At 54.6% G+C, this 15,528-nt stretch carries 13 protein-coding genes; 11 read left to right on the top strand and 2 right to left on the bottom strand.

Annotated elements, in window-relative coordinates; all coding sequences use genetic code 11:
- Nucleotides 1-22: 22 nt before the first annotated feature.
- Complete coding sequence (locus OSB_RS07170) at nt 23-1,111, bottom strand: polyamine ABC transporter substrate-binding protein (RefSeq protein WP_049834344.1); 1,089 nt, start codon at nt 1,109-1,111, stop codon at nt 23-25.
- 196 nt (nt 1,112-1,307) lie between these two features.
- Between OSB_RS07170 and OSB_RS07175 the strand changes: the two genes are divergently transcribed.
- Nucleotides 1,308-2,705: an aspartate aminotransferase family protein gene (locus OSB_RS07175; protein ID WP_049834345.1), complete on the top strand. Its 1,398-nt coding sequence runs from the start codon at nt 1,308-1,310 to the stop codon at nt 2,703-2,705.
- On the opposite strand, the gene OSB_RS07180 is transcribed toward OSB_RS07175, so the two are convergent.
- The gene (locus OSB_RS07180; protein ID WP_049834346.1) at nt 2,702-3,598 is read right to left on the bottom strand and encodes a hydrogen peroxide-inducible genes activator; all 897 of its coding nucleotides are present in this window, start codon (nt 3,596-3,598) and stop codon (nt 2,702-2,704) included. The two genes, OSB_RS07175 and OSB_RS07180, sit on opposite strands and share 4 nt — an antisense overlap.
- A gap of 96 nt (nt 3,599-3,694) precedes the next feature.
- On the opposite strand from OSB_RS07180, the gene katG reads away from it, so the two are divergent.
- The 10 genes from katG (at nt 3,695) to OSB_RS07230 (ending at nt 15,523) form a co-directional block, all read left to right on the top strand.
- Complete coding sequence (katG, locus tag OSB_RS07185; RefSeq protein ID WP_049834347.1) at nt 3,695-5,881, top strand: catalase/peroxidase HPI; 2,187 nt, start codon at nt 3,695-3,697, stop codon at nt 5,879-5,881.
- 212 nt (nt 5,882-6,093) lie between these two features.
- The gene (locus OSB_RS07190) at nt 6,094-6,873 is read left to right on the top strand and encodes an ABC transporter ATP-binding protein (RefSeq protein ID WP_049834348.1); all 780 of its coding nucleotides are present in this window, start codon (nt 6,094-6,096) and stop codon (nt 6,871-6,873) included.
- Nucleotides 6,870-7,586, top strand: a complete 717-nt coding sequence (locus OSB_RS07195; RefSeq protein ID WP_049834349.1) for an ABC transporter ATP-binding protein — start codon at nt 6,870-6,872, stop codon at nt 7,584-7,586. Before OSB_RS07190 ends, OSB_RS07195 begins: the two co-directional genes overlap by 4 nt.
- A gap of 1 nt (nt 7,587) precedes the next feature.
- Complete coding sequence (locus tag OSB_RS07200; RefSeq protein ID WP_049834350.1) at nt 7,588-8,520, top strand: branched-chain amino acid ABC transporter permease; 933 nt, start codon at nt 7,588-7,590, stop codon at nt 8,518-8,520.
- Nucleotides 8,520-9,620 carry a branched-chain amino acid ABC transporter permease gene (locus tag OSB_RS07205; protein ID WP_049834351.1) on the top strand — a complete coding sequence of 367 codons (1,101 nt, stop codon included), beginning with the start codon at nt 8,520-8,522 and terminating at the stop codon, nt 9,618-9,620. Before OSB_RS07200 ends, OSB_RS07205 begins: the two co-directional genes overlap by 1 nt.
- Nucleotides 9,617-10,807, top strand: a complete 1,191-nt coding sequence (locus OSB_RS07210) for an ABC transporter substrate-binding protein (protein ID WP_049834352.1) — start codon at nt 9,617-9,619, stop codon at nt 10,805-10,807. The genes OSB_RS07205 and OSB_RS07210 overlap by 4 nt, the downstream gene beginning before the upstream one ends.
- Nucleotides 10,808-11,018: 211 nt before the next feature.
- Nucleotides 11,019-11,603, top strand: coding sequence for an ANTAR domain-containing response regulator (locus OSB_RS07215; RefSeq protein WP_049834353.1), 585 nt, complete (start codon nt 11,019-11,021; stop codon nt 11,601-11,603).
- Nucleotides 11,600-12,775, top strand: a complete 1,176-nt coding sequence (locus OSB_RS07220; protein ID WP_049834354.1) for a CmpA/NrtA family ABC transporter substrate-binding protein — start codon at nt 11,600-11,602, stop codon at nt 12,773-12,775. Before OSB_RS07215 ends, OSB_RS07220 begins: the two co-directional genes overlap by 4 nt.
- Nucleotides 12,776-13,009: 234 nt before the next feature.
- A complete protein-coding gene (locus OSB_RS07225; RefSeq protein WP_049834355.1) occupies nt 13,010-14,377 on the top strand; it encodes a CmpA/NrtA family ABC transporter substrate-binding protein in 1,368 nt (455 codons plus the stop codon).
- Between the two features lie 72 nt (nt 14,378-14,449).
- The gene (locus tag OSB_RS07230; protein ID WP_049834356.1) at nt 14,450-15,523 is read left to right on the top strand and encodes an ABC transporter permease; all 1,074 of its coding nucleotides are present in this window, start codon (nt 14,450-14,452) and stop codon (nt 15,521-15,523) included.
- Nucleotides 15,524-15,528 lie beyond the last annotated feature (5 nt).

The following is a 15,528-nucleotide window of genomic DNA, read 5'->3' on the forward strand; positions in this document are numbered from 1 at the left end:
AAAAGCGCGAGGGATCAATAGCTTATTGACCGGACTTAACAGTGGTCCAAAGACGTGTCACGACACGCTGAACACGCGCATCATAGGGCCGTGTTGTGTAGAGGTTCTCAAGCGTTGCAGCGTCTGGGTAGACCGCTGGATAGTCGAGGATCTCTGGATCAATGAACTCCTGTGCAGCTTCATTGCCGCTTGCATACCAAACATAGTTGGTCGCAGCCGCCGCGTTCTCTGCATCAAGGATGAAGTTGATGAATGCATGTGCGCCCTCAGGGTTCGGCGCATCGGCTGGAATAGCCATTTGGTCAAACCACATTTGCGCGCCCTCGTTCGGGATTGCATAGTCGATCTCTTGGCCGTTTTCGGCCTCAACAGCGCGAAGTTGCGCAAGGAAGACGTCGCCTGACCAGCCGACAGCTACACAAATGTCACCGTTAGCCAGCGCCGTGATGTATTCCGAGCTGTGGAACTTTTGAATGTAGGGACGAACCGCTGCGAACACGTCTTCGGCCTTAGCGATTACCTCTGGATCGTGGCTGTCGGGGTCTTCGCCGATGTAGTTCAGCGCCGCCGGAATCATCTCGGACGGAGCATCGAGGAAATACACACCACATTCGGCCAGTTTTTCCATGTTTGCCGGGTCAAACACGAGGTCCCAGCTGTCAAACGGGGCATCTTCGCCCAAGATTTCGGTTACTTTGCCGATGTTAAAGCCGATCCCAGTGGTGCCCCACATGTAGTTCACGGAATAGGCGCCATCTGGGTCGTACTGCGCGGTGCGGTCCTGAATTGCGCCCCAAAGATTGCCGTGGTTAGACAGCGCGGCAACATCAAGTGGCTGGAAGGCACCCGCTGAGATCTGACGCTGCAGGAAAGTTGCGGACGGCACGACAACGTCATAGCCCGAGCCACCAGAAAGCATCTTTGTTTCAAGAACTTCGTTGGAATCGAAAACGTCATAGATCAGATCGATGCCGGTTTCTTCTTCGAACTGTGTCAGCAAGTCTTCGTCGATATAATCGGACCAGTTATAGACCCGAACTTCTTCAGCCGTAGCCGTGCCCGCAACGAGCGCAAGGGCGGCGATGCCGGAAAGTAGATTTACGTTTTTCATGTGATTTCCCTGTCGTATTTTCGGCGGGCTTGCCCGTCTGTATGCGTCAGTATGATGAGCAGCTAAGGGATTGGCAATATATGGCGTTCTGGAATGGGGGAATTGAATTTCTCGACCAATTGACTTGGCCAAGGTTCCGAATAATGTGACGGAAAGGCGCGAAACACGCGCAACTCCCAATCGATAGGACAGCTTCATGAACGTGATTTCAAACCACATGCCGACGGCGGATTTGCAGGCGCTGGATGCGGCACACCACATGCATCCGTTTACGGCCGGTGCTGAACTGGCCCAAACCGGTGCGCGCATTATTAAAAGCGCAAATGGCGTAACACTGACCGACAGCGAAGGTGTGCAAATTCTGGACGCAATGGCAGGGCTTTGGTGCGTTAATATTGGTTACGGACGCCATGAGTTGGCGGATGCCGCCGCGCGCCAAATGAAGGAACTGCCGTATTACAACACGTTCTTCCAGACGAGCCACGTGCCCGTGATTGCGCTGTCTGCTAAGCTGGCGGAACTCGCGCCGAACGATTTGAACCACGTGTTTTATGCAGGATCTGGGTCTGAGGCCAATGATACAAACATCCGCCTTGTGCGCCATTATTGGGCGATCAAAGGCCAACCCAACAAGAACATCATCATCAGCCGTAAGAACGCCTACCACGGGTCCACCTTAGGTGGTGGTTCGCTAGGCGGTATGTCGGGCATGCAAAACCAAGGTGTGCCGGTCATTCCGGGCATTCACCACATCGACCAACCTGATTGGTGGTCCGAAGGGGGTGACAAGACGCCAGAAGACTTCGGTCTGGAACGCGCCCGCCAGCTTGAGGCCGCGATCCATGAGCTTGGCGCGGACCGCGTCGCGGCCTTCATCGCGGAACCAGTCCAAGGGGCAGGGGGCGTGATTGTTCCTCCCTCAACCTATTGGCCAGAAATTCAGCGCATCTGTGATGAGCACGGCATCCTGTTGATCGCGGATGAGGTCATTTGCGGTTTTGGACGCACAGGCCATTGGTTTGGCACCGACTACTACGGCATCCGCCCACATATCATGGCCATAGCCAAGGGGTTGTCGTCTGGTTACGCGCCGATTGGTGGGTCCTTGGTCTGTGATGAAGTGGCGGACACCATCGCAAATGCAGGGGACTTCAACCACGGATACACCTACTCTGGGCATCCAGTTGCCTGTGCGGTTGCCTTGGAAAACCTAAGCATCATGCAGGAAGAGAAGATTGTCGAAAACGTAGCGCAAGACACGGGCCCTTATCTGAAAGCGAAATGGGAATCCCTGACTGCGCACCCACTTGTGGGCGAGGCGAAGATCGTCGGGATGATGGGGTCTATCGCGCTGACGCCGCATAAAGAAAGCCGTGCCAAGTTTGCTGCCGATGCTGGCACTGTTGGACTGGCCTGTCGCACGCGTTGCTTTGCCAACGGCCTAATTATGCGTCACGTCGGGGACCGCATGGTGATTTCGCCGCCGCTGGTTATCACCAAAGCCGAAATTGATACGCTTATTGAACGCGCGATCAAATCGCTGGATGAGACGTTGGACCTGATCAAAGCTGACGGGTTGTATCAAGTCGGCTAGCGCAAGCCGCTGGCAGCGACTTCTACGATCTTGGCAATCTGTTGAAACTGCTCGGACAATGGCGAAGTCTTTCGCCAAATCATCCCGATTTTACGTTTGGGCTGTGGCGCGGGAAACCGCGCCACAGAAACGGCGGCCGAACGTGTTTCAACAGACACCGCCATTTGCGGGATCAACGTGATACCCAGCCCTGCGGCCACCAATTGCACCAGTGTTGTAAGGGATGATCCATCCAACCCTTCGCGTGGCAGGGAAGAGCGGATATTGCAGAACGACAGCGCTTGGTCGCGAAAGCAGTGGCCTTCCTCAAGAAGCAGAAGTTGCATAAGTTGAAGGTCCGCCGCACTTGGTACAGGGCGCGATGCATCGCTTTCGGCGCGCACCAATACAAAATCTTCTTCAAATATCGTGACTTCTTCAAACGCAGGCTCAGATACAGGCAGGGCTACGATGGCGGTGTCGATCTTTCCCTCAGAAAGTTCCGCGATCAGGCGTGGTGTCAGGGTTTCACGGATGTGAACATCAAGTGTCGGGTGTTCTTGTTTCAAATGACCAATGAACGCAGGCAATAGGTAGGGCGCAATCGTGGGGATCACACCGATGCGCAAGCGTCCCGACATCGTATGCTGTGCAAGGCGTGCCATGTCCTCAACCTCGCCAACGCTGCGCAAAATATCGCGCACCCGTGGGGCGAGGTCTTCGCCAAAGCGCGTTAGGCGGACTTGACGGGCAGCGCGTTCGAACAGGGGCACACCAAGGCTTTCTTCCAACTCCTTGATTTGCATGGACAAGGCAGGTTGTGAAATTCCACTGGCATCCGCCGCATGTCCGAAGTGTTTGTGTTGGATCAATGCTTCAAAATAACGAAGCTGTTTTAATGTTAAGTTCATCATAAGGTCAACTTATCAATCCAATCAGAAAATACCACTTAAACTAATCAAATTGGCTGGTTAGAGTTGTTCTAAATTCAGCAAACAGGAGATTCCCCAATGGACGGTTCACCCAAAGACACAGGCGGCAAATGCCCATTCGATCACGGTACGTCGCAAGAGACAGGTTCTGTCGCCAACGCTGGTTGGTGGCCAAATGCCCTGAACTTGAAACCGCTCCACCAGAATGACGTCCAAAGCAATCCAATGGGCGGCGCGTTTGATTACGCTGAGGCGTTCAAGACGCTTGATCTGGATGCAGTTATTGCGGACCTCACAGCGCTGATGACAGACAGCCAAGACTGGTGGCCCGCGGATTACGGCCACTATGGCCCATTCATGATCCGTATGGCGTGGCACTCTGCTGGTACGTACCGCGTGGGCGATGGTCGCGGTGGTGCGGGTTCCGGCTCACAACGTTTTGCGCCGCTGAACTCCTGGCCTGATAACGGCAACCTCGACAAAGCGCGTCGCCTTTTGTGGCCCGTCAAAGCAAAGTACGGTGCGGCACTTAGCTGGGCTGACTTGATGATCCTTGCAGGCAACGTTGCGCTGGAAAGCATGGGCTTTGAAACCCACGGCTTTGCTGGTGGCCGTGCCGATATTTGGGAGCCTGAAGAAGATATTTACTGGGGTCCTGAAACCGAATGGCTGGGCGACGATTCCGAGCGTTACAAGCAAGACAACCGTGAACTGATCGGTCAGCTGGGTGCTGTGCAGATGGGCCTCATTTACGTGAATCCAGAAGGCCCGATGGGCAACCCTGATCCATTGCTGTCCGCCAACGACATCCGCGAAACATTCAGCAAAATGGCGATGAACGACGAAGAAACCGTAGCGCTGGTCGCCGGTGGACACACGTTCGGTAAAACCCACGGTGCTGCAGACCCCGAAAAGTATGTCGGTGCAGAACCTGAAGCAGCGACCCTGACGGAAATGGGTCTTGGCTGGTCAACATCCTTCGGAACCGGCAACGGGGTCGACACGGTTACGTCCGGTCTTGAAGGGGCATGGACGCCAACGCCAACCACATGGGACATGTCATTCTTTGGTGTTCTGTTCGGGTACGAATGGGAACTGACGAAGTCTCCGGCTGGTGCCCAGCAATGGCAGCCAAAAGACCTGAAAGACAGCGACCAAGCGCCAACAGCTGACGGCAAAGGCAAGACGCACATCATGATGACAACGGCCGATATGGCGTTGCGCATGGATCCTGCCTACGAAAAGATCTCCCGTCGCTACATGGAAAACCCTGAAGAGTTCGCCAAGGCCTTCGCCAAGGCGTGGTACAAGCTGACACACCGCGACATGGGTCCTTATGAACTCGGTCTTGGCAAATACGTTCCAGCAACGGCTGAAAGCTGGCAGGACCCTGTGCCTGCGGTTGATCATGCGCTGATTTCTGGCGCTGATGTTGATGGGTTGAAAGAAGCGATTGCGGCGTCTGGGCTGACCTCTGCTGAAATGGTGACCACGGCTTGGGCATCTGCAGCGTCTTTCCGCGGCTCTGACAAACGTGGCGGTGCTAACGGTGCGCGCGTACGTTTGAACCCTGCCAAAGACTGGGAAGTAAACGACCCGAAAGCGTTGGCTTCTGTCCTTGCGAAACTGGACGAGGTGCGCGCAGCGTTCGGCAAGCCGGTGTCCTTGGCTGATACGATTGTTCTTGCAGGTTCTGTGGGTGTTGAGATGGCGGCGAAGGCTGCTGGGAAAACCATCACCGTTCCGTTCAACGCAGGCCGTACAGATGCCAGCCAAGACGATACAGACGTGGAAAGCTATGCATGGCTAGAACCAAAGGCAGACGGTTTCCGCAACTATATCAAAGACGGTGCAACACGTTCTTCTGCAGAACATTTGGTTGATCGTGCGCAATTGCTCACACTCACAGCGCCTGAGATGACCGTTCTGGTTGGTGGTCTTCGTGTGATCGGTGCCAACACAGGTGGATCAAAGCACGGTGTTCTAACGGACAACGTTGGTACGCTGGATCAGTCATTCTTTACCAACCTGCTCGATATGGGCACTGTCTGGACTGAAAACGGCGACATCATGGAAGGCCGCGCACGTAACGGTGGTGATGTGAAGTGGACCGCAACGACTGTTGACCTTGTGTTTGGGTCCAACTCAATCCTGCGTTCATTGGCTGAAGTTTATGCAAGCGCGGATGCGGGCGACAAGTTCGTCAACGACTTCGTGGCAGCATGGGTCAAGGTGATGGAGCTTGATCGCTTCGATCTACACTAAATAACGAACCAAAAAGTTAGCGGCGCCCCCTTTGGGGCGCCGTTTCGCATTGTGACGCGGCGAAACGCAGTCGAAATGACTTCAGTTCGCCGTGGACAACCCAAAAACAGCGCGTTAGCAATTTCACAGCCGCTTTGATGGATAAGCATGGTGTGCGCACGCGCACCTACCCGAAACCTCAAAGCACACGCGACTTTTGGGAGAGGGTGCGGATGTCTGCAAGTGAGGTTGTCCTCAGCGTAGCTGGGTTGGCAAAAAATTTCGGTGGTTTACATGCCGTGCGTGGTGTGGATTTCCACGTCGACAAAGGCGCAATCGTCGGGCTGATCGGCCCGAATGGTGCTGGCAAAACCACAACCTTCAACATGATTGCCGGTGAATTGCCGCCATCATCAGGTAAGATCACGCTGAATGGCGAAGACATCACTGGCCAGCGCACAGATGTGCTGTACCACAAAGGCCTGATGCGCACGTTTCAGCTCTCGCACGAATATGCGCGTATGACGTCGCTTGAAAACCTGATGGTCGCAGCACCTGATCAGACAGGCGAAAGCATCTGGTCCAGCTGGTTTACCAACGGCCGTGTTAAGAAGCGCGAGGCCGAGGTGATTGAACTCGCCCGCGACACGCTGGAATTCCTCGGGCTGACCCATGTCGGTGAAGAACTGGCGGGCAATTTGTCAGGTGGTCAGAAAAAGCTGCTCGAAATCGGCCGCACCATGATGAACGACTCCAAAGTCGTTCTGCTGGATGAGCCAGGGGCAGGGGTGAACCCGACATTGATGCGCAAAGTCGCTGAAATGATTGAACAATTGAACGAAGAACGCGGCTACACGTTCTGCATTATCGAACACGACATGGACATGATCGCACGACTGTGCGGCAAGGTCGTCGTGCTGGCAGAGGGCCAAGTCTTGATGGAAGGCACGATGGACGAAGTGCGCAACGACGAACGCGTTATTGACGCCTATTTCGGCGGAGAAGTCGTATGACCCAGCCTGTACTATCGCTAAACAATCTAAAAGCTGGCTACGGCCAAACCGAAATCCTCCATGACCTGTCCATGTTCGTGAACCCAAACGAGATCGTTGCGATCATCGGCCCTAATGGTGCTGGTAAATCGACAGCGATGAAATCGGTCCTTGGACTGTTGAACATCACCGAGGGCTCGGTTGAGCTGAACGGTGAAAACATCACCGACACACCAGCGCAAAAGGTCATCGAGAAGGGCATTTCTTACGTGCCGCAAACCAACAACGTGTTTGTGAACCTTTCCGTTAAAGAAAACCTTGAGATGGGCGCGTGGACGCGGCCAAAGGGTGTCGAAGAGCGTCTTGAAGAAATGTACGTGCTGTTTCCTGACCTCGCGGAAAAGCGCAATCAGGCGGCGGGATCGCTGTCTGGTGGGCAACGCCAGATGGTAGCGATGGCCAAGGCGCTGATGGTGGATGCCAAGATTTTGCTGCTGGATGAACCTACGGCGGGTCTATCGCCAAAATACCGTGGTGAGATCTTCGGAACCATTCAAAAGATCAAGGAAACCGGCGTGCCGATCCTGATTGTTGAACAAAACGCAAAGCAGGCGCTTGGCGTTTCTGATCGTGGTTATGTGCTGGTTGACGGTGCGAACCGCCACACGGGGACTGGGGCAGGGCTTGCCGCTGATCCAGAAATCGCACGCATGTTCTTGGGCGGGGGTCACTGAAATGTGGGAATTCGTAAACTACTACTTCATCCCCGGTCTTGTGCTGGGCTGCATCTATGCGCTCGGCGCGATCGGCATCACGCTGACATTCGGTATTTTGCGCTTTGCCAACTTTGCGCACGGCGAAATCATGATGTCGGGCGCGTATCTGACATGGACCGTCATGGCGATTGCGGCCGGTGCGGGGCTTACCTTGCATCCGCTGGTGGCGATGGTGCCTGCAGCTTTCCTTGTGATCTTGTTGTTCCTCGGCACGGACAAGTTTTTCTACAAACCTTTCCGTAAGGAAGACACGATCAAGGTCGTAATGGCGTCCTTTGGTATGATGCTGATCATCCGCTCTGCGGTGCAGATGATTTGGGGACCAAACCAGATCACCTTTGTGCGCGGCATTGCAAAGCCAAACGCAACCCTTAGCGAAATTACGTCAAACATGGGCCTGCAAATTCTGATGCCAAACAAGCACTTGTTCATCTTTGCAGGGACAATCGTGCTTGTGGTCGCACTCGGGTATTTGCTGAACCGCACACGCATCGGCAAGGCCATGCGCGCCGTGTCTGACAGTCCTGATCTGGCCCACGTGACAGGGATCAACGTTGATAAAGTCATCAACGCCACATGGATCGTTGGCGGTATCTGCGCCACGGCTGCAGGGGTGTTCCTTGTGATGGATACCCAGATGTTGGAAACAACGATGGGCTTTAGAATGCTGTTGCCGATGTTTGCTGCCGCTATCTTGGGCGGTATCGGCAAACCCTACGGGGCGGTTGCTGGCGGTTTGATTATCGGCCTTGCAGAAGAACTCAGCGCCTATCCGTGGATCGGCGACGCGCCACTGCTTTCACCGGGATATAAAACCGGCGTGGCCTTTGCGATCATGGTCATCATGCTGATCGTACGCCCACAAGGTCTGTTCAAGGGGAGGTCGTTCTAATGGAAGCTTATGTTGGATATTTCCTCTATCTTCTGTCGCTCCTGACAGTTGGTGGCATATACGCGATCTTTGCACTTGGGCTGAACGTCCAGTGGGGTTTCGCGGGCCTGTTTAACGTGGGTATCGTCGGCTTTGCAGCTGTGGGTGCCTATACATATGCGCTGCTGACAACGGCTGAATCGACGTTCCATTTGGGCGGCTTTGGTCTGCCTCTGCCGATTGGCATGTTTGTCGGCATGGTCATGTCGGCCATTGTCGCGGCCTTTATCGGTCTAATCTGTATCAGGCTCAGGGCGGATTATCTGGCGATTGCCACAATCGGGATTGCCGAGATCATTAAGCTAATCCTGAAGAACGAAACCGAGGTCACCAACGGCCCGCGTGGTATCAACAAAATCCCGCGTGCTTGGGAACATTTCAGCGAAGAACGTTTCTATTCCAGCTGGCCGATGAGCTGGTTCGGAACGCCTGAAAACTGGGAAGCCTTCTTTGACAAGCTGCCAAACTGGTACTGGCAGCCACTGTTCGCAGCCACGATCCTTTTGATCATGTATATCATCTACCGCATGCTCGAACGCGCACGCACCGCGCCTTGGGGCCGCATGATGACAGCGATCCGTGAAAACGAACCCGCCGCACGTGCGTCCGGCAAAAACGTCACGCGTCGCCGCATTGAGGCCTTCGTGATTGGTGCCGCCATCATGGGACTGGCAGGGGCGCTGTTCGCGCAACACCTGCGCCTGATTGAGCCGACAAACACCTTTGATCCAGCCAAGGTCACGTTCCTAACGTGGGTGATGTTGATCCTTGGTGGATCCGGCAACAACCGCGGTGCCATCCTTGGTGCGTTCCTGATCTGGACCATTTGGTCGGCGTCCGAACTCGTCATCACAGGCGGCATAGACCTGATTTCAAACATCTTCTCGACGCTTGACCCAAGCTTCTTGCAGACACGGGCAGGGTTCTTGCGTATGATGCTGATTGGCATCTTGATGCAAGTTATCCTGCAACGCTATCCTGAAGGGATACTACCTGAGGTGAGACCCGCATCACCGAAGGCTGAAAAACAAGACGCGGGCTCAATGGGAGAGACCAAATGAAAACTATGACTTTCGCGACTGCCGCGACACTTATGGCAACAACTGCAATGGCTGATGTCAGCATCGGCAACCCAATGGGTTTGACTGGCCCAATTCCTGATCTGGTTGCACCAATGGCGGCTGCTGTTGATCTTGCGGCACAGAACATCAACGACCAAGGCGGCATGTTCGCTGACGGCGAAGCGTTCAACGTTGTGCGTGCTGACTCCGCATGTGACCCAGTTGCTGCTGTTGACGCGGTAACAAAGCTGATCAACGTAAACGGCGTATCCGCAATTGTTGGCCCAGTTTGTTCTGGTGGTACAATCGCGCAAGCTGAATCAGTCTCCATTCCAGCTGGCGTTGTAACGCTTTCTGTTTCCGCGTCCTCACCAGCGATCACAGCAATGGAAGACGGCACTGACCTCGTATTCCGTACAACTGCTTCTGATGCGTATCAGGGCGTTGCACTGGCTGAACTCGCGATGGCACAGGGCATGACTGAGCTTGCTGTTTCTTATGCAAACGACGACTACAACGCGGCGATCGCAGCTGTATTCGTAGAAGCATATGAGGGCATGGGCGGCACCGTGACTGCGAATGAAGCACACGAGCCGAACAAAGCATCCTACCGTTCTGAAGTCGCGACAATCGGTGCATCCTCTGAAAACCTCGCTCTGTTTTCATACTACGGTTCCGGCGGCATCACATTGATGCGTAACGCTCTCGAAACAGGCGCGTTCACGAACTTCATCGGTGCTGACGGCATGTTGTCAGACGAGCTGATCGAACAGCTGGGTGCAGAAAACCTGACGACGTCTACGTTCACGACTGCGGCGTCCGACTCCAGCACCGATGCGTTCGCTGCTTGGCAGGCAATCGCTGATGCGGCTGACGTTCCGGCATCTGACCCGTTCGTTCCGAACTCTTACGATGCGACGTTCATGATGGCACTCGCGATCGAGCACGCTGGGTCTGGCGACCGTGAAGCAATCGCTGCATCCTTGCGCGCGATTTCCTCTGCACCGGGTGAAATCATCCTGCCAGGTCAGTGGGCTGAAGCTAAAGCGATCCTCGCAGCTGGTGGCGACATCAACTATGAGGGTGGCGCAGGCAACCAAGACTTTGACGAGAACGGCGACGTTGCTGGTAACTTCTCTAAGTCCACAGTCGTTGACGGCGCATGGGCTGCTGAACTGATCCAATAAGCGATCTGTTCGATTAAGAACTAAGATGCCGGAGCCGAAGGGTTCCGGCATTTTTCGTATGCAGGGCAGGGTGGCCAGCTCATGTTCACGCCGCCTATTTACTAAGCACACCGCCCAAAATCCGCAAACTAAGCGGGCACCGTGCCGCTGACCTTGTTGAGCGTGCGACCGCGTCTGGTCACTGACGGGCGAAGCACCGTAGTCAAACCAAGTGCAAATAGACCTCACCATACTCGTCGTGGAACGCGACAAGACCAAGGCCCATGAGATCATCGATGCTCTCATGGATGGCGGCTGGAACAACGTCACGGTCATATCTTCGCCAACCGCGCTTGAACGCACGGTAAAGGACCTCGACCCCGACATCATCTTGATCGACCTTGCAAACCCGGATCGGGATACGCTTGAACACCTTGGACAGGTGGCCAACGCGCGCAATCGGCCTGTTGCTATGTTTGTCGATCAAACCGATGAGATAATGACACAAGCTGCGATTTCGGCTGGGCTGAGCGCCTATGTCGTGAATGGCCTGCAAAAGGATCGCATCAAGCCCGTGCTTGAAACCGCAATTGCACGCTTTCGCATGGTCGAGAAAATGCAATCCGAACTGGATGCCGCGAAGCAGGCGCTTTCGGATCGCAAGATGATTGACCGCGCCAAAGGCCTCTTGATCCGTGCACGCGGTATTTCGGAAGACGAGGCTTATGGGTTGCTGCGCAAAACAGCGATGGATCAGGGGCGCAAAGTGATCGATGTGGCCACTGCCTTGGTCACAGCTGCGGAGCTTTTGCAATGAAGTTGACCCAAGTGCGCTGTGGCTATCTTCCGCTTGTGGATTGTGCACCGCTGATCATTGCCAAAGAATTACGGTTCGCCGCCCAAGAGGGGCTAGATCTGACGCTAGTTAAACAGCCTTCGTGGTCCTCGTTGCGCGACATGCTGGCGTTCGGTCAAATCGACTTTGCTCATATGCTTTCACCTATGCCCGTGGCGATGTCGCTGGGTCTGGGTGGCGTGGCACGCGACATCGACGTTTTGATGGTTCTGTCGGCCAATGGCACGATTGTCGGTGTGTCCGCTGATCTGGATCGCAGGATGCAAGAAACCGGTTGGTCAAACACCTTCAACGACCCATCCGCCGCATCGCAAGCGATCTTTGCCGCAGGCGGTAAACCGGTGCGTATCGGGGTGCCATTCCCGTTTTCAATGCACCGCATGCTGCTTGAGACATGGCTTTCACAAGCGCCCGAGTACTCGGAAGACCGCATCGAGATCGTGACCGTTCCCCCCACCAAAATGGCAGACGCCATGCAAGACGGAGACCTTGATATGTTCTGCGTCGGTGAGCCTTGGGGTTCGGTCGCAGTTCAGCAAAGCGGCGCGACGCTTATTCTACCCGGATCCCGCGTCTGGGAGTTTTCACCTGAAAAGGTGTTGGGTGTACAGCGCAGTTGGGCAACCCAAAACCCCAAGCAATGCCACGCGATGATCCGTTCGATTTACAAAGCCGCGCGTTGGTTGGCGCAACCCGAGAACATTCCGCTTGCGGTGGAAATCTTGGCGCGAAGCCAACACTTAGACCTTCCCGATCATGCAATTGATCCCGCGCTAAGTGGTCAGTTCATAACCAAGCAGGGAGAGACGCCGGAACAGATGGATCGCTTCATGGTCTTTCATCAGGGGGCTGCGAATTTCCCATGGCGCAGTCAGGCATGTTGGATCGCTGATATCCTGTCACGCTGGCATTCCCTTGACCGTGACGCGGCGCGACAGATCGCACAGGCTTGTTTTCGCAGCGATATTTACCGCGAAGCTTTGCTACCGATTGGTGTCGACTTGCCTGCAGCATCCCAAAAGATTGAAGGTACAATGGCAGGCCCGACAACCGTTACTTCAACTATGGGTCAAATGATTCTGGGACCGGACCGGTTTTTCAATGGCGCGGTTTTCGACTTTGATGCGCCATAACTGCACAGTTTTTAAGCACTTGCTGCATTGCGGCAAATTATGCCGCAAATGCGAAGCCGTTACATGGCAACCCCCTACGTAAAGGTTAAAAGTATGAAGCAAGGCAACGATGCCTTTACCAGCTGACAGTGTTGCCAGCTAACGTTTTCAGAGCAAAGCCGCTCGATTGTGCATGCACCTCCTCCCGCATGTAGCAGTCGTGCGGTTTTTTGCGTTTCAACAGGGAACTAATAAATGAACACTCTTAAATGGCTTCTCGCCTCCACAGCTTTCTGCGCAAGCCCCGTGATGGCAGAGATGTTGGACCTTGAAAAAGATGAACTCACACTTGGCTTCATCAAGCTGACCGACATGGCGCCCTTGGCCGTCGCTTATGAACTTGGCTACTTCGAAGACGAGGGCCTTTTCGTAACGCTCGAAGCACAAGCGAACTGGAAAGTTTTGCTGGACGGCGTGATTGACGGCCAATTGGACGGCGCACACATGCTGGCAGGCCAACCTCTGGCGGCGACAATCGGATACGGTACAGAGGCGCATATCATTACGCCTTTCTCGATGGACTTGAACGGCAACGGCATCACCGTTTCCAATGACATCTGGGAGCAAATGCGCCCACACGTTCCATTGATGGAAGATGGCCGCCCACAACACCCGATCAGCGCGGCCTCCCTCGCGCCGGTTGTTGAGGATTACCAAGACCAAGGTATCCCGTTCAACATGGGTATGGTTTTCCCTGTTTCCACACATAACTACGAACTGCGTTACTGGTTGGCTGCTGGCGGGCTTGAGCCAGGGTATTACTCTCCAGACGACGTAAGCGGCCAAATCGGTGCAGACGTGTTCCTTAGCGTGACACCTCCACCGCAGATGCCGTCCACAATGGAAGCGGGTACGATCTTTGGTTACTGCGTTGGCGAACCTTGGAACCAGCAGGCCGTTTTCAAAGGCATCGGCGTTCCAGTTATCACCGACTATGAAATCTGGCGCAACAACCCAGAGAAGGTGTTTGGCATCTCAGCTGAGTTCGCGGAAGAGAACCCGAACACAACAATCGCCCTGACCAAAGCGCTGATCCGTGCCGCGATCTGGTTGGATGAAAACGACAACGCCAACCGCGAAGAAGCGGTCGAAATCTTGGCGCGTTCCGAATACGTCGGCGCAGATGCAGAAGTCATCGCGAACTCAATGACGGGTACGTTTGAATACGAAAGCGGCGACGTTCGTGACGTTCCAGATTTCAACGTGTTCTTCCGCTACAACGCGACATACCCGTTTGCGTCCGATGCGATCTGGTACCTGACACAGATGCGTCGCTGGGGCCAAATCGCTGAGCCACAGACAGATGAGTGGTACATTGAAACCGCGCAGTCTGTTTACCGCTCCGACATCTACCTTGATGCAGCACGCATGTTGGTCGACGACGGTATCGCAAACGAAGCTGACTTTCCTTGGGACAGCGACGGTTTCAAAGAGCCAACACCAGCAGCAGATGTCATCGACGGCATCGGCTATGACGGCCGCACGCCAAACGCCTACCTCGAGAGCCTTCCGATCGGCTTGAAGGGCGAGCAAATGGTCGTCGGTTCCGAAATCCAAAACTAAAACACTTTCCCGCCCCACGCACCGTGGGGCGGGCAAACTCCTTTTAACGTCCTCCAGAATACAGGCCCTCACATGACCGCCATCGACCCAGATACAATCGAACAAGAGGCCCGCAAAGCGCGCCGTTTTACGCGGATCAACAAAGCCGACGCATGGTTTCAGGTGATGGGTTTGGCGTGGTTAACGCCAATTCTGAAAGCCGCCGCAGGGGACAACCCACGCGCGCAAATGTCTGAAATCTGGCGCCTTTTAGGGGTGCCTGTTCTGGCGATTGGTATCTTTATCGCTGCATGGGCGACCTTGGCTCCAACAGTGCAAACGTCCCTCGGTGCGATCCCAGGACCCGTACAGGTCTGGGAGCAGGCGATTAATCTGAACGCCGACGCCGTGCGCGAACGCGAGAAAGAAGCTGCGTTCTACGTGCGCCAAGACGAGCGCAACGCGGCATTGATTGCAGAAGGAAACGCAGAAGACGTACGCGACCGTATCTACACAGGTAAGCCGACGTATTATCAACAGATCTGGACATCCATCAAAACGGTGTTCTTCGGGTTCCTCATCGGGTCAGCAATTGCGATCCCACTCGGGATTATGGCCGGCCTTTCCGCGACGGCAAACGCCGCGATCAACCCGATCATTCAAATCTTCAAACCGGTTAGCCCGCTGGCATGGTTGCCGATTGTTACCATGGTGGTTTCTGCGGTTTACGCGACCAACGACGGGATGTTTTCCAAATCCTTCCTCGTGTCCGCGATCACGGTGACCCTTTGTTCACTATGGCCGACATTGATCAACACGGCCTTGGGTGTGTCATCCATCGACAAGGATTTGGTCAGCGTATCCAAGGTTCTGAAAATGAACACTTATTCGAAGATCACCAAGCTGGTATTGCCGTCTGCATTGCCGCTGATCTTCACCGGCCTTCGTTTGTCATTGGGTGTGGGTTGGATGGTTCTGATCGCTGCGGAAATGCTCGCGCAGAACCCTGGTCTTGGGAAATTCGTCTGGGATGAATTCCAGAACGGCTCATCCCAATCACTCGCTAAAATCATGGTTGCTGTCTTCACCATCGGTATCATCGGCTTCTTGCTGGACCGCGTGATGTTCGCACTGCAATCCATGTTCACCTTCACAGAAAACCGGTGAACGAT

The sequence above is a fragment of the Octadecabacter temperatus genome (assembly GCF_001187845.1).
Taxonomy (GTDB): Bacteria; Pseudomonadota; Alphaproteobacteria; order Rhodobacterales; family Rhodobacteraceae; genus Octadecabacter; species Octadecabacter temperatus.